Raw genomic sequence first — 20,878 nt, forward strand, 5'->3', positions numbered from 1 at the left:
GGTTTTTTGATCAGATCCTGAAGAACCCCGGCCGGTGTGGCCTGGCGGGGTGTCTCTACAGGTTATCCACAGGCGGGTGCACGTTTAACTTGGATAACCCGATCAGGGTTCACTGCGCAGCACCAGCTCGACCATCAGGTCGTCCGCCAGGGTTTCCAGGCGCGATTGCAGCACGTCCAGCGACAGCGTCAGCGGGACGGCAAGAATCGCTTCGGCGTGGAACAACGGCTCGCTGCTCATCGGTGCCGGGCGCACTTCGGTGACCAGCCGCTCCAGGTTCACCCCCTGCTCGCTCAACAAGCGTGTGATGTCACGCACGATCCCCGGACGATCATTGCCCACCAGTTCCATGGCGATCGGCTTCCAGGTGCAGGATTGTTCGATGCTACTTTCGGCGATCAACACGCGAATGCCCTGGGCGGACAAGCCCTGTAGGGCATCGACCAATTCGTCATAGGCCTCGGCCGGCACACCCACTCGAAGAATCCCGGCGAATTGTCCCGCCATGCGCGACATGCGACTTTCCAGCCAGTTACCGCCGTGTTCGGCGATGCATTGGGCAATGCGCTCGACTTGCCCTGGCTTGTCCGGTGCGAATACGGTGAGTACGAGGTGGTCCATGGCGCAGCCCTCTGGTCATGACTTTTGTTATAGAGAACCAAGTATAGGCAAGGGTAACCATTCAGCGCGGCACTACTTTCTGTGGCGAGGGAGCTTGCTCCCGCTGGCTTGCGAAGCGAGCCCAATACCTTTTACGACTGCTGCGCAGTCGAGCGGGAGCAAGCTCCCTCGCCACAGAAAGCGCCGCTCCATAGCAGAGCACCGAAGACAATGTGTACAACTTTCGATATTTAACTGGAACAATCTACTGGTTTTTTGAGAACATCCCGCTCCGCACCGTGACCGCAATGCGTCATGGGGTCGCAGAACGACGTAATTAGTCTGATTTTCACAACCGCAATTCATCATGTAGTATGCCGCAGCACGCACTACATAACGTTGGATCGATGTCTGCCGCAGGCACGTCCACAACCCTGAAAGCCCTGTCAGCAAGGCCCCAAGCCGTTGATCGGTCCCAGCCCAGCCGCCCGTAATGGGCATGTACTGGTAGAGGGGTTTGTGGTTTAAATGGCCAAAGGCTTCATTGTTAAATTGAAGAGCTGAAAAGCGAAATAGCTGAGCAGAGTGAGGCAAGCAATGACTGAACACGTTCAAGTCGGTGGCCTGCAGGTCGCCAAAGTCCTGTTCGACTTCGTGAACAACGAAGCCATTCCCGGTACCGGCCTCACCGCCGATAAGTTCTGGGCCGGTGCCGACAAGGTCATCCATGACCTGGCGCCGAAGAACAAAGCCCTACTCGCCAAACGCGATGATTTCCAGGCTCGTATCGATGGCTGGCACCAATCCCGCCAAGCTCTTGGGTCAGCCCAGCCGCACGACGCGAAGGCCTATAAAGCCTTTCTGCAAGACATCGGTTATCTGCTGCCAGAAGCGGCCGATTTCCAGGCAACGACGCAAAACGTCGATGACGAAATCGCCCGCATGGCCGGCCCACAGCTCGTGGTGCCGGTCATGAACGCCCGCTTCGCGCTCAATGCCTCGAACGCCCGCTGGGGCTCGCTGTACGATGCGCTCTACGGCACTGACGCCATCAGCGAAGCCGATGGCGCGGAAAAAGGCAAAGGCTACAACAAGGTGCGCGGTGACAAGGTCATCGCTTTCGCCCGTGCCTTCCTCGACGAATCGGCGCCTTTGGCAGCCGGCTCCCACGTCGACTCCACCGGCTACAAGATCGTCGACGGCAAACTGGTGGTCGCCCTTAAAGGCGGCAGCAACACCGGCCTGCGCAACGATGCGCAACTGATCGGCTTCCAGGGCGATGCCGCTGCACCGAGCGCGATCCTGCTGAAAAACAACGGCCTGCATTTCGAAATCCAGGTCGATGCCAGCACCCCGATTGGCCAGACCGACGCAGCCGGTGTCAAAGACATCCTGATGGAGGCCGCGCTGACCACTATCATGGACTGCGAAGACTCCGTTGCCGCTGTCGATGCCGATGACAAAGTGGTGATCTACCGCAACTGGCTCGGTCTGATGAAGGGCGATCTGTCGGAAAGCGTCGCCAAGGGCGGTCAGACCTTTACCCGCACTATGAACGCCGACCGCACCTATACCGCTGTCGATGGCAGTGAACTGAGCCTGCACGGTCGTTCGTTGCTGTTCGTGCGTAACGTCGGTCACCTGATGACCATCGACGCGATCCTCGACAAAGACGGTAACGAAGTGCCGGAAGGCATTCTCGATGGCCTGGTGACTTGCCTGGCATCGATGCACAACCTGAACGGCAACACCTCGCGCAAAAACACCCGCACCGGCTCGATCTACATCGTGAAGCCGAAGATGCACGGCCCTGAAGAAGCCGCGTTCACCAATGAGCTGTTCGGTCGCATCGAAGACGTGCTGGGCCTGCCGCGCAACACCCTCAAAGTCGGGATCATGGACGAGGAGCGTCGTACCACGATCAACCTCAAGGCCTGCATCAAGGCGGCGAGCGAGCGCGTGGTGTTCATCAACACCGGTTTCCTCGACCGCACGGGCGATGAAATCCACACCTCCATGGAAGCCGGCCCGATGGTGCGCAAGGCGGACATGAAGGCGGAAAAATGGATCGGCGCCTACGAGAACTCCAACGTCGATATCGGTCTGAGCACCGGCCTGCAAGGTCGCGCACAGATCGGTAAAGGCATGTGGGCCATGCCTGACCTGATGGCGGCGATGCTCGAACAGAAAATCGCTCACCCGCTGGCCGGTGCCAACACCGCCTGGGTACCGTCGCCGACTGCTGCTGTGTTGCACGCGCTGCACTACCACAAGGTTGACGTGTTCGCCCGTCAGGCCGAGCTGGCCAAACGTGCGCATGCCTCGGTAGACGACATCCTGACCATCCCGCTGGCGGTAAACCCGCAGTGGACCTTTGAGCAGATCAAGAACGAACTGGACAACAACAGCCAGGGCATTCTCGGCTACGTGGTGCGCTGGATCGACCAGGGCGTCGGCTGTTCGAAAGTGCCGGACATCAACGACATCGGCCTGATGGAAGACCGTGCAACGCTGCGTATTTCCAGCCAGCACATCGCCAACTGGCTGCGCCATGGCATCGTCACCGAAGACCAGGTCATGGAAAGCCTCAAGCGCATGGCGCCAGTGGTTGACCGCCAGAACGCCGGCGACGCGCTGTACCGTCCGCTGGCCCCGAACTTCGACAGCAACATTGCCTTCCAGGCAGCCGTCGAACTGGTGGTCGAAGGTACCAAACAGCCGAACGGCTACACCGAGCCGGTCCTGCACCGTCGTCGTCGCGAGTTCAAGGCTGCCAATGGCCTGTAACTGAGCGTTTACGCCGGACATGAAAAAGCCCTGATCGAAAGCTCAGGGCTTTTCTTTTTGGGCTACCCACAGAGATTGTGCAAGGGCCGACACCTTTGAACTAAGGCTTTATCCCAAGCTCACGCTTGACCAACTCAAGCAAATGCCCGACATCAATCGGCTTGAGCAGAAAATCCACCACGCTCAAATGCATCGCGGCGATTGCATCCTTCACGTCGGCGTCACCCGAGACAATGATGATCGGCAATGCCGCCCTTTCCGATTCACGTATCTGACGGATCAGATCCAAACCGTCGACGTGGCCCATTCGCAGGTCGGTGATCAGTAAACCGATCGTGGGCTTTTTGATCTCTGCCTCGGCTACCAGGATCTTGAGTGCCGACTCGCCACTGGCTGCTGTCTTGCAGCGAATACCCTCCGACGCGAGGATATCTGACAGCAGCTCGCGGGCGTCTTTATCGTCATCGACGATCAGCACCCGTTGCGGCGGCAGGTCAGGTTCCAGCATGACGGCGCTCAGCGCTTCGCGCTCGGCGTCACTCAAAATGTCGTGGTCGGGCATGGCTTTCCCTATATGTTCAATACAATTCCCTGGCACAGCGGTGAGACATCGCTCCGCGAACTATCAATGTGCACCCCGTCGGATATTTTTCCAATAGCAGGATAGAGAGGTTTTTCTCACAGTTGCGTAAGGTTTTTCCGACATTCCATCACCCTGATTGCCTACCTAGACTTACGTCCAATGGGCACCCCGACCGCAGGGGTCGACCATGTCCATGTCATCCGACTACAACAATTCAAAAAAGACTGCGGTAATGGTTATGAGTAAAGCGGACGCCTTCACACAGGCAGGGAAAACCGCGGTGTTGCAAAACATCCAGGGCACGTTGCAATTCCTTCAGCGTTTCCCGCCCTTCAACCAGATGGAACACGCTCACCTGGCGTATCTGGTCGAGCAATGTCAGCTGCGTTTTTACGCCCCCGGCGAGAGCATCATTAAACCCGCCGACGGGCCGGTCGAGCACTTCTATATCGTCAAGCAAGGCCGGGTCGTGGGCGAACGCCCGCATACGGCAAAAGAAGGCACCGAAACGGTCTTCGAGATCACCACCGGCGAATGTTTCCCCCTCGCGGCGTTGCTGGGTGAGCGGGCGACCCGCACCGAGCACCTGGCCGGCGAGGACACCTTTTGCCTGCAGCTAAACAAACCGGCGTTCATCCGCCTGTTTTCGCTATCGGACACCTTCCGCAACTTCGCCCTGCGCTGCGTCAGCAGCCTGCTGGATCAGGTCAACCAGCAAGTGCAGCAAAAAGCCGTGGAAACCCTCGGCACCCAATATTCACTCAATACCCGACTGGGCGAATTGGCCATGCGCCACCCGGTGACATGCGCCCCGCACACGCCATTGCGCGAAGCCGTGACGTTGATGCACGAACAACAGGTCGGCAGCATCGTGGTGGTCGATGAACTCAAGGCGCCACTGGGGATTTTCACCCTGCGTGACCTGCGTCAGACAGTGGCCAACGGCAGCAGTGATTTCAGTGAAGCCATCGAAGGGTACATGACCCGGGCGCCGTTCTTCCTGTCGCCGGATCACAGTGCATTCGACGCGGCGATTGCCATGACCGAACGGCACATCGCCCATGTCTGCCTGGTCAAGGACCAACGCTTGTGCGGTGTGGTTTCCGAGCGCGATCTGTTTTCCCTGCAGCGGGTCGACCTGGTGCACCTGGCGCGCACTATCCGCAATGCGCAGAAGGTGGAAAACCTGGTGGCGCTGCGGGGCGAAATCGGTCAACTGGTCGAGCGCATGCTGGCCCACGGCGCGTCTTCGACGCAGATCACCCACATCATCACCTTGCTCAACGACCACACCGTGTGCCGGGTGATCGAGCTGACCCTCGCCGAAAAAGGCGACCCCGGCGTGCCGTTCAGCTGGCTGTGTTTCGGCAGTGAAGGCCGTCGCGAGCAGACCCTGCACACCGATCAGGACAACGGCATTCTGTTCGAAGCCAGGGACGCGGCCCATGCCGCCGAGATTCGCGGCAAGTTGTTGCCCATCGCCCAGCAGATCAACCAGAGCCTGGCGCTGTGCGGCTTCACCTTGTGCAAGGGCAATATCATGGCCGGCAACCCCGAGCTGTGCCTGTCCCGGGCCGAATGGGCGCGACGCTTTGCGGCGTTTATCCGCGAAGCAACCCCGGAGAACCTGCTGGGTTCGAGCATCTATTTCGATTTGCGCGTGGTCTGGGGCAGCGAGCAAGGTTGTGAGCAGTTGCGCCGGGGCATTCTCGAGCAGGTCGGTGACAACCGTTTGTTCCAGCGCATGATGGCCGAGAATGCGCTGCGCAATCGCCCGCCCGTAGGGCGTTTCCGCGAGTTCGTGCTGGCGCGTAAAAATGGCGAGAAGGCCACCCTGGACCTGAAGATTCAAGGCCTGGCACCGTTCGTCGACGGCGCTCGGTTGCTGGCCCTGGTCCACGGTATTGAAGCGAACAACACGCTGGAGCGTTTTCGCCAGTTGGTTGCCAAGGAGGTCATCGATCCCCTGGACGGCGCCGCGTACGAAGAGGCGTATCACTTCATCCAGCAAACCCGCATGCAGCAACACCAACTACAGACCCGGGAGAATTTTCCTTACTCTAATCGGGTCGACCCCGACAGCCTCAATCATCTGGACCGACGCATCCTGCGTGAGTCCCTGCGCCAGGCACAACGCCTGCAAAGCAGCCTGACCTTGCGGTATCAGTTATGAGCCTGTTTTCATGGCTGCGCCCGGCGAGTCCCACCCTCCCGGCTCATCTGCAACATCGGCTGGACCAATTACCGACGGCTGCCGACCTGTCTGAGTGCAGCCTGCGCGAGCAACGCTGGGTGGTGCTCGATCTGGAAACCACCGGCTTGAACCTGAACAAGGACCACGTATTGTCCATCGGTGCGGTGGTGATCGAGGACGGAGCCATCGACTTTCGCCAGCAGTTCGAACGCACCCTGCAATATCCGCAAGTGAAACTCGGCCCCAGTGTGCTGATCCACGGCATTGGCCCCAGCGCCATTGCGGCGGGCAGCGACCCGGCAGAAGCGCTGCTCGACTTGATGGAGTACATCGCAGACAGTCCGGTACTGGCCTTCCACGCGCCGTTTGACCAACACATGCTCGGCCGTGCGCTGAAAGATCATCTGGGCTTCAAGTTGCAGCATCCGTTTCTGGACGTCGCGGACATTGCACCGCTGCTGTGCCCGCAAGCGCACATTCGCGAGGCCGGGCTGGACGATTGGATAGACTGGTTCAAGCTCGAAGTCTTCGAGCGCCACCACGCCAGCGCCGACGCCCTGGCCACTGCTGAACTGGCGCTGATCCTGTTCAGCCGCGCGCGGCAGCAGCAGATTCATAGCCCGTTGAATCTGCAACAGCGCTTGAGTCAGCGCAAACGTCGGCAACAGGCGCCGTCCTTCTGATCCTTACACCATCCCTGTAGGAGCGAGCTTGCTCCGGGCGGCGTTCCGACGATGGTCGTCAACGATAACGCGTCCAATCTGACACCCCGCGTTGTTCTCTGGCTCATCGCGAGCAAGCTCGCTCCTACAAAGGCCGTCGCCAAATTCCCACCCGACCAACGCCAATTGCTTACCTCCCTCGCCTCTGACACAATCGCGAACAATTCTCGTTAGTTAATATTTCCCAATCGGTGTGCGGCGTGTCGTCAGTCCCAAGCCCTCAAAATGAGCTCGTCGGTGCGTTATATCGCGACCACCGCAGTTGGCTATTGGCCTGGCTTCGACGCAACGTCGCCTGCCCGCAGCGGGCCGAAGACCTGAGCCAGGACACGTTCGTGCGCTTGCTGGGCCGCGAGGAACTGAAGGTCCCGCGCGAGCCCCGGGCATTCCTGGTGGCGATCGCCAAGGGCCTGCTGTTCGATTATTTCCGCCGCGCCGCGCTGGAACAGGCTTACCTCACCGAGTTGATGCTGGTTCCCGAAGCCGAACAACCGTCGGTGCAAGAACAGCAAATGATCCTCGAAGACCTGAAAAACATCGACCGATTGCTCGGCAAGCTTTCCAGCAAGGCCCGGGCGGCGTTCCTCTACAACCGTCTCGACGGCCTCGGCCACGCAGACATCGCCGATCGCCTCGGGGTGTCGGTGCCGCGGGTGCGCCAGTACCTGGCCCAAGGCGTTCGTCAGTGTTACATCGCACTCTATGGTGAGCCGACTTGAATCCGCTCAGTTCCAAACCGGTATCGGCCAACGTGCTGGACGCGGCGATTGCCTGGCAGTTGTCCATGGATTGCGCCAACCCGGTAGAACGCGAAGAGTTCGCCAAGTGGCACGCGGCCCACGAAGAGCACGCCCGCGCCTGGCGCCAGTTGGGCATGCTCGACCAGCGTTTCGGCGTGGCCAGCGGCCCGGCCCGCGCCGCCCTGCTGCAATCGCGCGAAGGCATCCGCCGCCGGGTCCGCAAGCTCGGCAATGGTGTGGCGAGTGTGGTTGCGGTGATCGGCCTGGCGCTGTTCGCCGGGGAGCGTTACCTGCCGATCGACTATTGGCTGGCCGACCAGCGCACCGCCGTTGGCGAACAGCGCACCCTGCGCCTGACTGATGGCACGCTGATCAATCTCAACACCCACAGTGCCCTGGATGTGCGCTTCGATGAAAAACAGCGGCGCATCGTGCTGCAGGAGGGCGAAATCCTGGTGGAAACCGGCCATGGCGATCCCCGGCCGTTCATCGTCGAAACCCGTGAAGGCAGCATGCGCGCGTTGGGTACGCGGTTTCTGGTCAAGCGCGAGGAAGACGGCACGCGCCTGAGTGTGTTGCAGTCGGCGGTGGCGGTTCACCCTGAATCCACCCCGGACGAACGGATTCTGCGCGAAGGCCAGCAGGTTCTGATCCGCAACAATGGCCTGGGTCCGGTGCTGGCCGTCAACCTCGGCGCGGATGCCTGGACCCGCGGCATGCTGGTGGTGGACAACACGCGGCTGGAAGATCTGGTGCATGAAATCGGCCGCTATCGCAACGGATACGTCGGGGTCGCGCCGGAAGTGGCCGACCTGCGCATCACCGGCAGCTTCCCGCTGCGCGACACCGACCTGGCACTCAATGCCCTGCTGCCGACCCTGCCGGTGCAGATCGAACAGCACACGCAATGGTGGGTGAAGGTCGTGGCCAAGGCCGATGCCAAGCCCTGAGCCCGCACACAGCCCCCTCGCCACAAAATGCGCATGCCTGAAGCTCCTCAATGCTTATTGAATAGCTGAATCGAAATTATTTTCATCCAGCCCTATCACTTTTCGATTTTCGCTCGGCACAGAGGCAATTGAGAAATATTTACATTCAGGAGCCGCTGTATGCCCCGTTCGCTAGACTCCCTGTTGCGCCGCAGTTTGCTGGCGGTCGCCATTGCCCTTTGCACCCCGTTGGCCAGCAGCCAACTGGTCGCCGCCGAACAGGCGTCCAGCGTCCGCGCCTACAACCTGCCGGCCGCACCACTGGCCAACACCCTGAACCAGATCGCCAGCCAGGCCGGTTTGGCCCTGTCGTTGAATCCATCCCTGGCGGCGGACAAGACCTCTGCGCCAGTCAAAGGCCAGTTCGACGCAGCCGGCTCCTTGCGCGAAGCCCTGCGTGGCACTGGACTGCAACTGGAACTGAGCAGTGCGGGCACCTACAGCCTGGTGGCCGTGCCCGAGGGCGTGATGGACCTGCCGGCAACCAGCGTGATCGGTGTGCAAGACACTGAAAGCGCTTGGGGCCCGGCACAGGGCTACCTGGCCAAGCGCACCGCCGCCGGCACCAAGACCGACACCGCGCTGGTCGAGGCGCCGCGCTCGATTTCGGTCGTCACTCGCGAGCAGATGGACGACCGCAACGCGCACACCCTCGACGATGCCGTGCGCTACTTGCCGGGCATCACCTCCAGCAGCTTCGGCAGCGACACCCGCGCCGACTGGTTGCGCGTGCGGGGTTTCGAGCCGACTCAATTCCTCGACGGCCTGCCACTGCCAAAAGGTGTGTACGCCAACCCGAAACAGGAAACCTGGAACCTCGACCGCCTGGCGCTGCTGCGCGGACCGGCCTCCTCCGTGTACGGCCAGACCCCGCCGGGCGGCCTGCTGGACATGGTCAGCCGTCGCCCAAGCGCTGAAGACAGCAGCGAGATCCAGCTGCAATACGGCAGCGACAATCATCGCCAGATCAACTTCGCCAGCACCGGCAAGATCGATGAAGAAGGCCAGTTCCTGTACAGCCTCAGCGGCGTGCTGCGCGACGGCGGCACGCCCATCGACCACATCGATGACAAGCGCTACAACATTGCACCCAGCCTGACCTGGAACATCGACGAAGACACCAGGTTCACCCTGCTCACGCAGTTCACCCGTGACGATACCGGTATCACCAGTCAGTTCTATCCGATCCAGGGCACCAAGATCGACATGCCATTCGGCGAGATCTCCCACCACAAGAACCTGGGTGATCCGAACTACGACTTCTACGACCGAACCTACTACGCACTGGGTTATGCCTTCGAACACCGCCTGAACGATGTCTGGCAGTTCCGGCAGAACCTGCGCTACACCAAGTCGGAGTTGTCGTTCCAGGCTGTGACCGTCAACAGCTACAACCCTGACTTCGCCAACCTCGGCTTTGTCGTCGACGATCAAGGCAACACCGGACGTGGCACCACCAACGTCGACGAAGACATCGCCCAATTCGCCGTGGACAACAACTTCCAGGGCGACTTCGTCATCGGCGACGTCAGTCACACCTTGCTGATCGGCCTGGACCACCAGCGCAACACCACCAACTACCTCTCGATCTTCGGCACCGCGCCGGGCATCAACGTCAACGACCCCGTCTATGGCTTGCCGATCACCCGTCCGCCACGTTCCACGGCCTTTTATGACTACGAACAGAAGACCCAGCAGACCGGCCTGTACATCCAGGACCAGATGGCCCTCGGCCAATGGCGCCTGACCCTCGGCGGTCGTGAAGACTGGGTCCACACCGGTACCACGTTCTTCAACAAAGGCGATGCCACCAACACCGAACGCGACAAGAACTTCAGCGGCAACGCGGCAATCAGCTACGTGTTCGACTCGGGCTTCGTGCCTTACCTGTCCTACGCCGAATCGTTCCAGCCGACCAGCAATGCCGTCGCCTCGCCGACCGAGTCGTTCAAGCCGACTGAAGGCAAGCAATGGGAACTGGGGATCAAGTACCAGCCACCGGGCAGCAACACCCTGCTGACCGCGGCGGTGTACGACCTGACCCAGAAAAACGTTTCCGTTACCAACAACGTGGGCAACGTGACGGTCACCAGCCAGACCGGCGAAGTGAAAGTCAAAGGCCTGGAGCTGGAAGCCGTTTCCGACGTGACCGAAAACCTCAAGGTCACTGCTGCTTACACCCTGGCCAAATCCGAAGTGCAAGAAGGCATTTACAAGGGCAATCGCCTGCAACTGATGCCTAACCAGCAAGCATCGGTGTGGGGCGACTACACCTGGCACAACGGCGTGCTGAATGGCTTCGGCATCGGCGCTGGCGCGCGCTACACCGGCAACACCTACGGCGACCAGGCCAACACCTGGCTGGGCAAGGCCGGCGCCTACACGGTGTTCGACGCGGTGGTTCACTACGACCTCGGTCGCCTGGACAACAGCCTCAAAGGCGCTTCGCTGGCCGTTAACGCGACCAACCTGTTCGACAAGGACTACATCTCGACTTGCGACAGCTTCTACTGCTACTACGGCGACCAGCGCAGTGTCGTCGCAAGTGCAACCTACAAGTGGTAACGCTTTGAGCTGACACGCTCAATGACCAGGCCGTCCTTCGCAGGCGGTTTTGGTTTTTCTGAAGGCTATGAAATGAAAAGTAAAACAATTCGCCGTTGGTCCGCTGTTCATACCTGGACCAGCCTGATTTGTACGGTGTTCCTGTTGCTGCTGGCACTGACCGGCCTGCCGTTGATCTTCCACCACGAGATCGACCACTTGCTGGGCGATGCGCCTGAAGTGAAGGAAATGCCGGCGGACACCCCGCACCTGAATTTGCAGCAGTTGGTGCAGGCCGCCGAGAAGCATCGCCCCGGTGAAGTCATGCAGTATTTCGGCTTCGAGGACGATGAGCCCAACGCGGTGCTGACCATCATGGCCGCGACCGCTGGCACCGAGCCGAACTCGTCCCACACCTTCATGCTCGATGCCCGTACCGGCGAAGCGCTGGAGACGCCATCGGCCAACGGCGGTTTCATGCTGACCATGCTGCGCTTGCACGTGGACATGTTCGCCGGGCTACCGGGCAAGTTGTTGCTGGCGTTCATGGGGATTCTGTTCGTGGTGGCGATCGTTTCCGGCACGGTGCTGTACTTGCCGTTCATGCGCCGCTTGAAATTCGCCACCGTGCGCCAGGACAAATCCACGCGCCTGCGCTGGCTCGACCTGCATAACCTGATCGGTGTGGTGACGTTGACCTGGGCCCTGGTGGTCGGCGTGACCGGCGTGATCAGTGCCTGTGCCGACCTGATCATTGCCGCCTGGCGCAACGACAGCCTCAGCGCGATGGTCGCGCCATACCGCGATGCGCCACCGCTGACGCAACGCGCGCCAGCCACCCGCTTGCTCGATATCGCCAGGGATGTCGCGCCGGGCATGCAGCCGGACTTCATCGCCTTTCCCGGCACCCGTTTTTCCAGTGAGCACCATTACGCAGTGTTCATGAAAGGCAGCACGCACCTGACCTCGCACCTGTTGACGCCGGTACTGATCGACGCCAGCACCCTGCAAGTCACCGCCGTGGCCGAACGACCGTGGTACATGGACGCCATGGGCATGTCGCAGCCGCTGCACTTCGGTGACTACGGCGGCATGCCGATGAAAATCCTCTGGGCGACCCTCGATGTGCTGACCATCATCGTGCTCGGCAGCGGGGTCTACCTGTGGGTGGTACGGCGCAAGGCGACCAGGCCGGTGCAGGAAAAAGCGGAGAGCGCGGCATGAAGCCCCGGCAGTCGAATTTCTGGAAAGTCTTCGCCATTCCGACCGTCATTGCGATGCTCAGCGCGACAGGGTTGTTTGCCGCGTTGCTCGGGGATGGTGTTTGGAACTCGTTGAGCTGGGTGGGGCTGGGTGTCCCCGCCGCTCTTGCCCTGCGCGGCCTCCTGCAACGCCGCTGATCCCTGTAGGAGCGAGCCTGCTCGCGATGGGGCCGTATCAGTCGACATTGAATTGCCTGACACATCGCCATCGCGAGCAGGCTCGCTCCTGCAGGTTCGGCGGCAAGTCTCAAGCACTCGCTAGTCATACGACGACACCCCCACCCACCCGTCGCCTCCTCCTGCAAATCCACTGACATATCTGTTGACAGTTTTACCCTTGCGCTCCTATAAAGGCGCACGTTGTACGACAACCTACAACAACTGCAGCACCAAAAATAAATCCAAAAAAATGATGGTGACGTGATGAAAGTCAAAGGCATCCGCTGGTGGATGGTCGGCCTGGTGACGGCCGGCCTGATGGTCAACTACCTGGCTCGCAATACCCTGTCAGTGGCCGCTCCGACCCTGATGAGCGAAATGAACATCTCCACCGAGCAGTACTCGCACATCGTGGTCGCGTGGCAAGTGTGTTATGCGCTGATGCAACCGGTGGCCGGCTACATCATCGATGCCATCGGCACCAAAATGGGCTTCGCGATTTTCGCCTTCGCCTGGTCGATCGCCTGTGCACTGGCCGCGCTGGCGACCGGTTGGCAGGGCCTGGCCTTTGTCCGCGGCCTGCTTGGCCTGACCGAAGCGGCGGGTTTGCCGGCAGCGGTCAAGACTTCCACAGAATGGTTCCCGGCCAAAGAACGCTCGGTGGCCATCGGCTGGTTCAACATCGGTTCGTCGATTGGTGCCGTACTGGCGCCGCCGCTGGTGGTCTGGGCGATTCTGCACAGCGGCTGGGAGCTGGCGTTCCTGATCGTCGGTGGCCTGGGCGTGGCCTGGACCTTCCTGTGGATGGTGCTCTACAAACATCCGCGGGATCAAAAACGCCTGAGCGACGAAGAGCGCGACTACATCCTCAGCGGTCAGGAAGAACACTTCAAAGACCAAACCACGAAAAAAGGCAGCTGGAAAAAGATCATCGGCAACCGCAACTTCTACGCCATCGCCAGCGCGCGCATGCTCTCCGAGCCGGCCTGGCAGACCTTCAACGCGTGGATTCCGCTGTACCTGATGACCGAACGGCACATGAACATCAAAGAGATCGCGATGTTCGCCTGGCTACCGTTCCTCGCCGCTGACCTGGGCTGCGTGCTCGGCGGTTACCTGAGCCCGTTCTTCCACAAGTACTGCAACGTGTCGTTGTTCACCTCGCGCAAAATGGTCCTGCTGTTCGGCGCCTCGTGCATGATCGGCCCGGCCTGCATCGGCCTGGTGGCCAGCCCGTACACCGCGATTGCGCTGCTGTGCATCGGCGGCTTCGCTCACCAGACCTTGTCCGGCGCGCTGTATGCGATCACCTCTGACTCATTCGGCAAAAACGAAGTAGCCACCGCCACCGGCATGGGCGGCATGTTCGGCTACCTGGGCGCAGCCGCGTTCACCTTGGTGTTTGGCGTGATGGTGACCAAAATCGGTTACAGCCCGCTGTTCGTGGTGCTGGCGATTTTCGACATCGTTGCCGCGTTCATCGTCTGGACGGTTGCCCGTGAGATCAAGCCTCAACAGGCCGCCGAAAATCTACAAACTGCAGTTCCAGCCAGCTAAGACACAAACCCTGTAGGAGCGAGCTTGCTCGCGAAGAGGCCGTCAGCTTCAACATCAATGTTGACTGACACACCGCTTTCGCGAGCAAGTCGAATCGTGGCACCGCCGCTCCCACAGGGTCCGGTTTGAGGTAATGCATCAACGCGCTATGCTGCCCGACACTGCCACTGATCGAGACGCTGCCATGTCCGCCCCGAGCATGACCCTGTACCACAACCCGCTCTCTCCCTTCGTTCGCAAAGTCATGGTGCTGCTGCACGAAACCGGTCAACAGGACCGCGTGGCATTGCAGACCAGTGTGCTCACCCCGGTCAACCCGGACCTCACGTTGATCGACGACAACCCTTTGAGCAAAATCCCGGCGCTGCGCCTGGCCGATGGCAATGTCATCCATGACAGCCGGGTCATCCTCGACTACCTCGATCAGCAGCACGTCGGCAACCCGCTGATCCCCCGCGAAGGCTCGGCCCGCTGGCGGCGCCTGACCCTCGCTTCGCTGGCCGACGGCATCATGGACGCCGCCGTGCTGGTGCGCTACGAAGTCGCCCTGCGCGCCCCGGAGAAACACTGGGACGAATGGCTCGACGGTCAGCGCGACAAGATCCGCCGCGCCCTGGCATTGCTGGAGAAAGATGCGATTGCCGAGCTGACCTGCCACTTCGACGTGGCCGCGATCAGCGTGGCCTGTGCACTGGGTTACCTGGACTTGCGCCATCCGGATCTGGATTGGCGCGAAGCCAATCCGCAACTCGCAGCGTGGTATTTCGAGGTGAGCCAGCGGCCTTCGATGATTGCGACGAAGCCGAAGATTTAAGCCTGCAAAAGATCAGCAATCCGGCTTGTCCGCCGTAAACCGCCGAGCCGGATTCACCGCCGCCCCGAACTCACGCAACGCCTTGGCCCCAATCAGCAATGGGTAGTTAAAGCTGCTGCGGTCGGTGAGGTTGACCTCCACGGTGCGCTTGACGTTACCCAGGCACAGCTCCAGATCGACCACTGGACGCTTCGTGGGCGCGACTGCTTCGCTGTCATCTTCCTCCTCTTCAGAACGGGTCTTGATCTTGCTGATGCGCGCTATCTTGTGTTCGTAGACCTGGTTACCCGCACCCTTGGTGCCGAGGCGGAAGCGCACCCAGTCTTCACCGTCACGCTTGAAGGTTTCGATGTCCTTGGCCGACAGCGACGCGGTCAGGGCGCCGGTGTCCATTTTGGCCTTGAGGACCTGCCCGCCGATTTCCGGCAGGGCAATGTATTCGTAACGCCCGTACAGGGTCGGCTCGGCGGCCATGACCGGCAGGGCGATGAGGGAGAGCACTGCAAGGAGGGATTTCACGTAATGGGTTTCCATAAGAGTGAACAGCCGGATTTTAGACCGCTGTGCGCTTGATCGTTCCCACAAGGTTACCGACCCGAAAGTGAAACATTCGTCACCGCCGATTTGGCCTGCCGCCCGAAGCTGCTTATCATGGCGCGCCCAACCGCCTCCACGAGTGACTTATGCGCCGCCTGCTCACCGGCTGTTTCGTGACCCTGCTGCTTGTGCTCAACACCCTGGTCCTGATCGGGCCACTGCTGGTGTGTGCCCTGCTCAAGCTGGTCCTGCCCGGTCGTTTTCGCGATTACGCCTCATGGGTGGTGATGTGGATCGCCGAGACCTGGTCCGAGATCGACAAGCTGATTTTCCGCCTGTGCATCCCCACCCAATGGGACATCCGCGGCGGTGACGATCTGCGCCGTGATACCTCGTACCTGGTGATCAGCAACCATCAATCCTGGGTCGACATCCCGGCGCTGATCCAGACGCTGAACCGGCGCACACCGTTCTTCAAATTCTTCCTCAAGAAAGAACTGATCTGGGTGCCCTTCCTGGGCCTGGCGTGGTGGGCGCTGGATTACCCGTTCATGAAGCGCTACAGCAAGGCATTCCTGGCCAAACACCCGGAACTGGCGGGCAAGGATCTGGAGATCACCAAACAGGCCTGCGAGCTGTTCAAGCGCCAACCGGTAACCGTGGTCAATTATCTGGAAGGCACGCGGTTCACGTCGGCCAAACGCGCTCAACAGCGATCACCGTTCAACCACCTGCTCAAGCCCAAGGCTGGCGGCGTGGCGTTTGTACTGGCGGCGATGGGCGAACAGCTGGATGCGATTCTCGATGTGACGGTGGTTTACCCGCAGCAGAAGATTCCGGGATTCCGGGACTTGATCAGCGGCGATGTGCCAAGGGTCATCATCGATATCCAGACCCGCGAACTCGACCCGGCGCTGTGGCAGGGCGACTACGAAAACGATCCGCTGTTTCGCGAGAAGGTCCAGAACTGGGTCAACCAGCTCTGGATCGAGAAAGACCAGCGCATCGACGCCTTGCGCGCCGAGCGCCGCTGAATCAGATTCCGGTGCCGGCGCCCCAGATGCTGCCCAGGCTACTCAGCAGCGTACCGCCGACGCCCTGCTGACCGAAGTACTGAAGGAGCACCGGGGCAAACTGGCCGATCATGCCGCTGTCCATGCCCAGAGCGCTAAAGGCATTGTTCAGGTCGTTGGTGTCCTTGACGTTACCCAGGGCATTGTCCAGCCCTGCCGCTTTGCCGCTGGAGCCGAGCAGGCCGGCCAGCGCACCCAACTCGCCGCCGCCCGAGAGCATGTTGATGCCCGGCACGCTTTTGGCCAGTTCCGAGTAGTCGGTCGAACTCAACTGGTTCTTCGCCAGCCCCAGCATCGCCCCGGCACCGCCGATGGCTTGCTGTGGGGTGATGTTCAATTGAGTGAGGGTGCTTAGCAGGTCGGCTGTCTGCGGTGTTGGTGCGGCAGTCACGGTCGCGTCACCGCCGTTCATGCCCGAAATCGCATTGGCCGCGTCGTTCAGACTGAACTGCGCAAAGGCCGGGCTGGCGGACAGTGCCAACAGCGAAGCGAGTGCAATACCGCGTGAAATCTTCATCCAGACATCCTCTTGTGCCATGAAACCATCCGAAAACCGGCGGTAAAACTGACGATTTGACCGGGCATCCTCAATCATGTTCCTTGCCGCGCATCCGTTTTTACACAGGGCATGCATAAGAAACGTGAATCCCTGGATGCCACGCGATGAATAAAGCGTCAACACAACCTATCAATACTGAGAGTACCTACCGCTGTTCCCTTCCCCCAACATGACGGCTCCAATCCGCGTAAAGGAGTACATCATGATACGTAAAACACTCGCGGCAAGCGCCGTACTGCTGTCAGTAGTAACATCAAACGCCCTGGCGGCAGTGACTGTGTGTCCATCGGCCGCCAGTATCGAACAAAAGAAAGAGGAGCAAGGCTACAGCTACTCCGCCCCTGGGCCGAACGGCCGCGTCTGGGTAGGCGAAAACCCCTTTGCCGAGGAGGGGGACCTGAAAACCTTCGTGTTCACCGGAGCGGTCTACCGAGATGTCAGTTCCGAAGGTAATACGGATGTAGTTTCGTGTGATTACGAGGGTGACGAATGGTATGCGTTTGCCAGGATGACGTTGTACTCCTTCAGAGGATGGGCCCCTGTCAACGGCACAAAATGGAAGCCCCAGCCAACTGCAGGAAAGGCCGAAACCTTCAATAAAATCAAGTACGTTGAGTACTGCGATTCACGGATCGAAAAAGAATGTGAATTCAACTACAAATTCCTGACCACTCCACCAACAGGCCATTGAACACAAAAAAGGGCGACTACAGTCGCCCTTTTTCATTAGCCCTTTACGCCGCGCTGAACATCTTGTGCGGATCGATCACAAACTTCTTCGGCACGCCCGCATCGAACTCGCCATAACCCTGTGGAGCCTGATCCAGGCTGATCACCTGAACGCCTACCACTTCGGCGATGTTGATACGGTCCCACATGATCGCCTGCATCAATTGGCGGTTGTACTTCATTACCGGGGTCTGGCCGGTATGGAAGCTGTGGGACTTGGCCCAGCCCAGACCGAAGCGGATGCTCAGGCTGCCCATTTTCGCGGCAGCGTCGACAGCGCCCGGGTCTTCGGTCACGTAGAGGCCGGGGATGCCGATCTTGCCTGCCACACGCACCACGCCCATCAGCGAGTTGAGCACAGTGGCCGGGGCTTCGTGTTTCACGCCGGCATGGCCATGGCCACGGGCTTCGAAGCCAACGGCGTCGACGGCGCAATCCACTTCCGGCTCGCCGAGCAGTGCGGCGATCTGTTCGTGCAGCGGCGTTTCCAGGGACAGGTCGGCGATTTCGAAGCCCTGGGCCTTGGCATGAGCCAGGCGAACGGTGTTGACGTCGCCGACGATCACCACCGCCGCACCCAACAGACGGGCCGAAGCGGCTGCAGCCAGGCCAACCGGACCGGCACCAGCGATGTACACGGTGCTGCCCGGGCCAACGCCAGCGGTCACGGCACCGTGATAGCCAGTCGGCAGGATGTCGGAGAGGCAGGTCAGGTCGCGGATTTTTTCCATCGCCCGATCGCGATCCGGCAGTTTCAGCAGGTTGAAGTCGGCGTACGGCACCATGGCGTATTCGGCCTGACCACCGGTCCAGTCGCCCATGTCGACATAACCATAAGCGCCACCGGGACGCGCCGGGTTGACGCTCAGGCACACGCCGGTATGCATCTCTTTGCAGGAGCGGCAGCGCCCGCAAGCCACGTTGAACGGTACGGACACCAGGTCGCCGATATTCAGGTTCTCGACGTCGCTGCCCTTCTCGATCACTTCACCGGTGATCTCATGACCCAGCACCAGGCCGGTTTGCGCCGTGGTACGACCGCGCACCATGTGCTGGTCGGAACCACATATGTTGGTGGACACCACACGCAGGATGACAGCGTGTTCAATCTTCCTGCCGCGCGGGTCCTGCATTTTCGGATAGTCAATACTCTGCACTTCGACCTTGCCAGCGCCGAGATACACCACTCCACGATTACCAGACATGCTTTCACCTCGATGTTGTTTTTATGAAACCGCGTTACCCAGGCAGGCAGCGCGTTAAGTGCTCGGTAATTCAAAAAATCGCAGCCTTCGGCAGCTCCTACATTGATCGCATACCCCTGTAGGAGCTGCCGAAGGCTGCGATCTTTTCAGGCAGTAAAAAACACTAGAGAACAACCGTTCTGTTCGCGTTCAAAAACACTCTTCTCTCGATGTGATAGCCAACGGCTCTCGCCAGCGTCAGCCCTTCGATATCCCGCCCCTTGGCAATCAAATCTTCCGGGTAATGGCTGTGGTCCACGGCCTCCACACCCTGGGCGATGATCGGGCCTTCATCGAGGTCGTTGTTGATGTAATGCGCCGTGGCGCCCACCAGTTTCACGCCCTTGTTGTAGGCCTGGTGATAAGGCTTGGCGCCCTTGAACCCGGGCAGCAGGGAGTGGTGGATGTTGATCGCCTTGCCATCGAGCTTGCGGCACAGCTCCGGCGACAGCACTTGCATGTAGCGCGCAAGGATCACCAGTTCGGCGCCGGACTCTTCGATGACCTGCCACACCTGACGCTCTTGGGACGGCTTGTCGTTCGGATCCAGCGGGAAGTGGTAGTACGGAATCTGGTGCCAGTCGGCCAGCGGCTTGAGGTCCGGGTGGTTGGAGACCACGGCAGCGACGTCCATCGACAACTGGCCGATGCGTTGGCGATAGAGCAAGTCGTTGAGGCAGTGATCGGCCTTGGAGACCATGATCACCACTTTCGGCCGATAGTTCGGCGCGACCAGTTCGAAGATCATGCCAAAAGCGTCGCCACGCTCGGCCAGGCCCGCGCGGAAGGACTGCTCGTCGAAACCGTCGGGTTGGCGAAATTCCACACGAATGAAGAAACGGCCCGAGAGCCGGTCATCGAAGGAATGATGCTCGGTGACGTAGCAGCCCTGCTCGAACAGAAAGCGGGTCACCGCATCCACCGTGCCGAGCACGCTGGGGCAGTCGGCGGTCAGAATCCATGTGTCTGGGGCGCGGCTCATAGCGGTGACTCCCTTGAAAACGGTAGATGCCTCCTGTAGGAGCGAGCTTGCTCGCGAAGGACTTCAGGACGACGCGTTAAATCAGGAGGCACGCGTTATCGTTGACGTTTTTCGCGAGCAAGCTCGCTCCTACAGTTGATCGCTGATCAAGCCTGAACGCTCAGCCCATACTCGGCAGAAGCATCCTGCAACCACAGCCACCAGTAATCCGAGAAGCTGCGACGAATCAACAGTTCCCAAGTGTCTTCAGCGGTGTGACGGATCATCAGTTGCGACTTGGCGAACACCGTGCCGACAGCTTTGCCCACCGGGAAGTTGTTCGGGTGCACGTCGTAGCTGGTGGACTTCATCAGCACCTGGCGCACGTTCGGGCCGCTCAGTTCGAGGAGTTGCTGGCCGCCGCTGACGTTGACGATTGCAATGTGCAGATCGCCCAGCGCTTTGCGCAGTTTCTGCTCGGCGGCAAGCTCTTCACCGCTCGGCACGATCAGCAGCCATTCATCCGGTCCCATCCATTGCAGGCTGGTTTCGCCTTTGACGATGACGCTCAGTGCGCCCGGCAACTCGATGCCAAGAGCCTTGTGCACGCCCGCGGCAAACGCGGCATCGTGGCCATCGCCACGAATGGTCAGGTGGCCGAGGAGTTTTTTCTCACGCACGATCACGCCGGCGTTCTTGCGACCCTTGCCCACCAGGCTGGCGAGGTCGGCATGATGCAGCGACGACTCGGCCTTGGCCCCGGAGGTTGGGCGTTGTTGGTAAACATTGGCTGCGGTCATAAAGCACCTTTCCTGAATTCTGTT

The 20,878-nt window shown here is 60.2% G+C and carries 19 protein-coding genes; 12 read left to right on the forward strand and 7 right to left on the reverse strand.

From position 1 onward, the window contains the following. Window positions 1-102 precede the first annotated feature (102 nt). A complete protein-coding gene (locus KW849_RS21160; protein ID WP_085727721.1) occupies window positions 103-621 on the reverse strand; it encodes a glycine cleavage system protein R in 519 nt (172 codons plus the stop codon). Window positions 622-1,197: 576 nt separating this feature from the next. On the opposite strand from KW849_RS21160, the gene KW849_RS21165 reads away from it, so the two are divergent. Continuing rightward, complete coding sequence (locus KW849_RS21165) at window positions 1,198-3,387, forward strand: malate synthase G (protein ID WP_218431118.1); 2,190 nt, start codon at window positions 1,198-1,200, stop codon at window positions 3,385-3,387. Between the two features lie 100 nt (window positions 3,388-3,487). On the opposite strand, the gene KW849_RS21170 is transcribed toward KW849_RS21165, so the two are convergent. Beyond that, window positions 3,488-3,949: a response regulator gene (locus KW849_RS21170; protein WP_218431119.1), complete on the reverse strand. Its 462-nt coding sequence runs from the start codon at window positions 3,947-3,949 to the stop codon at window positions 3,488-3,490. A gap of 253 nt (window positions 3,950-4,202) precedes the next feature. On the opposite strand from KW849_RS21170, the gene KW849_RS21175 reads away from it, so the two are divergent. From KW849_RS21175 to KW849_RS21215, 9 genes are all read left to right on the forward strand, one after another. Continuing rightward, a complete protein-coding gene (locus tag KW849_RS21175) occupies window positions 4,203-6,143 on the forward strand; it encodes a putative nucleotidyltransferase substrate binding domain-containing protein (protein WP_218431241.1) in 1,941 nt (646 codons plus the stop codon). Then, window positions 6,140-6,847 (forward strand): PolC-type DNA polymerase III, encoded by a 708-nt coding sequence (locus KW849_RS21180; RefSeq protein ID WP_218431120.1) that lies wholly within the window; start codon window positions 6,140-6,142, stop codon window positions 6,845-6,847. The genes KW849_RS21175 and KW849_RS21180 overlap by 4 nt, the downstream gene beginning before the upstream one ends. A 239-nt stretch (window positions 6,848-7,086) precedes the next feature. Then, window positions 7,087-7,605 (forward strand): RNA polymerase sigma factor, encoded by a 519-nt coding sequence (locus tag KW849_RS21185; RefSeq protein ID WP_218431121.1) that lies wholly within the window; start codon window positions 7,087-7,089, stop codon window positions 7,603-7,605. After that, window positions 7,602-8,576: a FecR domain-containing protein gene (locus KW849_RS21190; protein ID WP_218431122.1), complete on the forward strand. Its 975-nt coding sequence runs from the start codon at window positions 7,602-7,604 to the stop codon at window positions 8,574-8,576. Before KW849_RS21185 ends, KW849_RS21190 begins: the two co-directional genes overlap by 4 nt. Before the next feature lie 159 nt (window positions 8,577-8,735). After that, a complete protein-coding gene (locus KW849_RS21195; protein WP_218431123.1) occupies window positions 8,736-11,180 on the forward strand; it encodes a TonB-dependent siderophore receptor in 2,445 nt (814 codons plus the stop codon). Between the two features lie 72 nt (window positions 11,181-11,252). Beyond that, a complete protein-coding gene (locus KW849_RS21200) occupies window positions 11,253-12,383 on the forward strand; it encodes a PepSY domain-containing protein (protein WP_218431124.1) in 1,131 nt (376 codons plus the stop codon). Next, window positions 12,380-12,559 carry a hypothetical protein gene (locus KW849_RS21205; protein WP_218431125.1) on the forward strand — a complete coding sequence of 60 codons (180 nt, stop codon included), beginning with the start codon at window positions 12,380-12,382 and terminating at the stop codon, window positions 12,557-12,559. Before KW849_RS21200 ends, KW849_RS21205 begins: the two co-directional genes overlap by 4 nt. Before the next feature lie 285 nt (window positions 12,560-12,844). Beyond that, window positions 12,845-14,137: an MFS transporter gene (locus KW849_RS21210; protein ID WP_218431126.1), complete on the forward strand. Its 1,293-nt coding sequence runs from the start codon at window positions 12,845-12,847 to the stop codon at window positions 14,135-14,137. Between the two features lie 184 nt (window positions 14,138-14,321). Beyond that, entirely contained in the window at window positions 14,322-14,951 is a 630-nt protein-coding gene (locus tag KW849_RS21215) for a glutathione S-transferase (protein WP_218431127.1), read from the forward strand. Between the two features lie 12 nt (window positions 14,952-14,963). On the opposite strand, the gene KW849_RS21220 is transcribed toward KW849_RS21215, so the two are convergent. Further along, a complete protein-coding gene (locus tag KW849_RS21220) occupies window positions 14,964-15,470 on the reverse strand; it encodes an ATP-dependent zinc protease (RefSeq protein ID WP_218431128.1) in 507 nt (168 codons plus the stop codon). A gap of 164 nt (window positions 15,471-15,634) precedes the next feature. Between KW849_RS21220 and KW849_RS21225 the strand changes: the two genes are divergently transcribed. Next, complete coding sequence (locus KW849_RS21225; RefSeq protein ID WP_218431129.1) at window positions 15,635-16,522, forward strand: acyltransferase; 888 nt, start codon at window positions 15,635-15,637, stop codon at window positions 16,520-16,522. A gap of 1 nt (window position 16,523) precedes the next feature. Here KW849_RS21225 and KW849_RS21230 read toward each other — a convergent pair whose 3' ends face one another. Continuing rightward, window positions 16,524-17,078 carry a DUF2780 domain-containing protein gene (locus KW849_RS21230; RefSeq protein ID WP_218431130.1) on the reverse strand — a complete coding sequence of 185 codons (555 nt, stop codon included), beginning with the start codon at window positions 17,076-17,078 and terminating at the stop codon, window positions 16,524-16,526. Window positions 17,079-17,322: 244 nt separating this feature from the next. Here KW849_RS21230 and KW849_RS21235 point away from each other — a divergent pair, with 244 nt between their 5' ends. Beyond that, the gene (locus KW849_RS21235) at window positions 17,323-17,811 is read left to right on the forward strand and encodes a DUF3757 domain-containing protein (RefSeq protein ID WP_218431131.1); all 489 of its coding nucleotides are present in this window, start codon (window positions 17,323-17,325) and stop codon (window positions 17,809-17,811) included. A 43-nt stretch (window positions 17,812-17,854) separates the two neighbouring features. Here the strand turns inward: KW849_RS21235 and fdhA are convergent, their stop codons facing one another. From fdhA to KW849_RS21250, 3 genes are all read right to left on the reverse strand, one after another. Continuing rightward, window positions 17,855-19,054: a formaldehyde dehydrogenase, glutathione-independent gene (gene fdhA / locus KW849_RS21240; protein WP_108216956.1), complete on the reverse strand. Its 1,200-nt coding sequence runs from the start codon at window positions 19,052-19,054 to the stop codon at window positions 17,855-17,857. Between the two features lie 163 nt (window positions 19,055-19,217). Next, window positions 19,218-20,075 (reverse strand): formyltetrahydrofolate deformylase, encoded by an 858-nt coding sequence (purU, locus tag KW849_RS21245; protein WP_218431132.1) that lies wholly within the window; start codon window positions 20,073-20,075, stop codon window positions 19,218-19,220. Between the two features lie 146 nt (window positions 20,076-20,221). After that, window positions 20,222-20,854 carry a sarcosine oxidase subunit gamma gene (locus KW849_RS21250; protein WP_218431133.1) on the reverse strand — a complete coding sequence of 211 codons (633 nt, stop codon included), beginning with the start codon at window positions 20,852-20,854 and terminating at the stop codon, window positions 20,222-20,224. Window positions 20,855-20,878 lie beyond the last annotated feature (24 nt).

The sequence above is a fragment of the Pseudomonas sp. PDM26 genome, from assembly GCF_019219185.1.
Lineage (GTDB): Bacteria > Pseudomonadota > Gammaproteobacteria > Pseudomonadales > Pseudomonadaceae > Aquipseudomonas.

Bases quoted from the DNA above. Each gene is read 5' to 3' on its own strand.
- KW849_RS21160 (WP_085727721.1), bottom strand. From the start codon at position 621: ATGGACCACCTCGTACTCACCGTATTCGCACCGGACAAGCCAGGGCAA.
- KW849_RS21165 (WP_218431118.1), top strand. From the start codon at position 1,198: ATGACTGAACACGTTCAAGTCGGTGGCCTGCAGGTCGCCAAAGTCCTG.
- KW849_RS21170 (WP_218431119.1), bottom strand. From the start codon at position 3,949: ATGCCCGACCACGACATTTTGAGTGACGCCGAGCGCGAAGCGCTGAGC.
- KW849_RS21175 (WP_218431241.1), top strand. From the start codon at position 4,203: ATGGTTATGAGTAAAGCGGACGCCTTCACACAGGCAGGGAAAACCGCG.
- KW849_RS21180 (WP_218431120.1), top strand. From the start codon at position 6,140: ATGAGCCTGTTTTCATGGCTGCGCCCGGCGAGTCCCACCCTCCCGGCT.
- KW849_RS21195 (WP_218431123.1), top strand. From the start codon at position 8,736: ATGCCCCGTTCGCTAGACTCCCTGTTGCGCCGCAGTTTGCTGGCGGTC.
- KW849_RS21200 (WP_218431124.1), top strand. From the start codon at position 11,253: ATGAAAAGTAAAACAATTCGCCGTTGGTCCGCTGTTCATACCTGGACC.
- KW849_RS21205 (WP_218431125.1), top strand. From the start codon at position 12,380: ATGAAGCCCCGGCAGTCGAATTTCTGGAAAGTCTTCGCCATTCCGACC.
- KW849_RS21210 (WP_218431126.1), top strand. From the start codon at position 12,845: ATGAAAGTCAAAGGCATCCGCTGGTGGATGGTCGGCCTGGTGACGGCC.
- KW849_RS21215 (WP_218431127.1), top strand. From the start codon at position 14,322: ATGTCCGCCCCGAGCATGACCCTGTACCACAACCCGCTCTCTCCCTTC.
- KW849_RS21225 (WP_218431129.1), top strand. From the start codon at position 15,635: ATGCGCCGCCTGCTCACCGGCTGTTTCGTGACCCTGCTGCTTGTGCTC.
- KW849_RS21230 (WP_218431130.1), bottom strand. From the start codon at position 17,078: ATGAAGATTTCACGCGGTATTGCACTCGCTTCGCTGTTGGCACTGTCC.
- KW849_RS21235 (WP_218431131.1), top strand. From the start codon at position 17,323: ATGATACGTAAAACACTCGCGGCAAGCGCCGTACTGCTGTCAGTAGTA.
- fdhA (WP_108216956.1), bottom strand. From the start codon at position 19,054: ATGTCTGGTAATCGTGGAGTGGTGTATCTCGGCGCTGGCAAGGTCGAA.
- purU (WP_218431132.1), bottom strand. From the start codon at position 20,075: ATGAGCCGCGCCCCAGACACATGGATTCTGACCGCCGACTGCCCCAGC.
- KW849_RS21250 (WP_218431133.1), bottom strand. From the start codon at position 20,854: ATGACCGCAGCCAATGTTTACCAACAACGCCCAACCTCCGGGGCCAAG.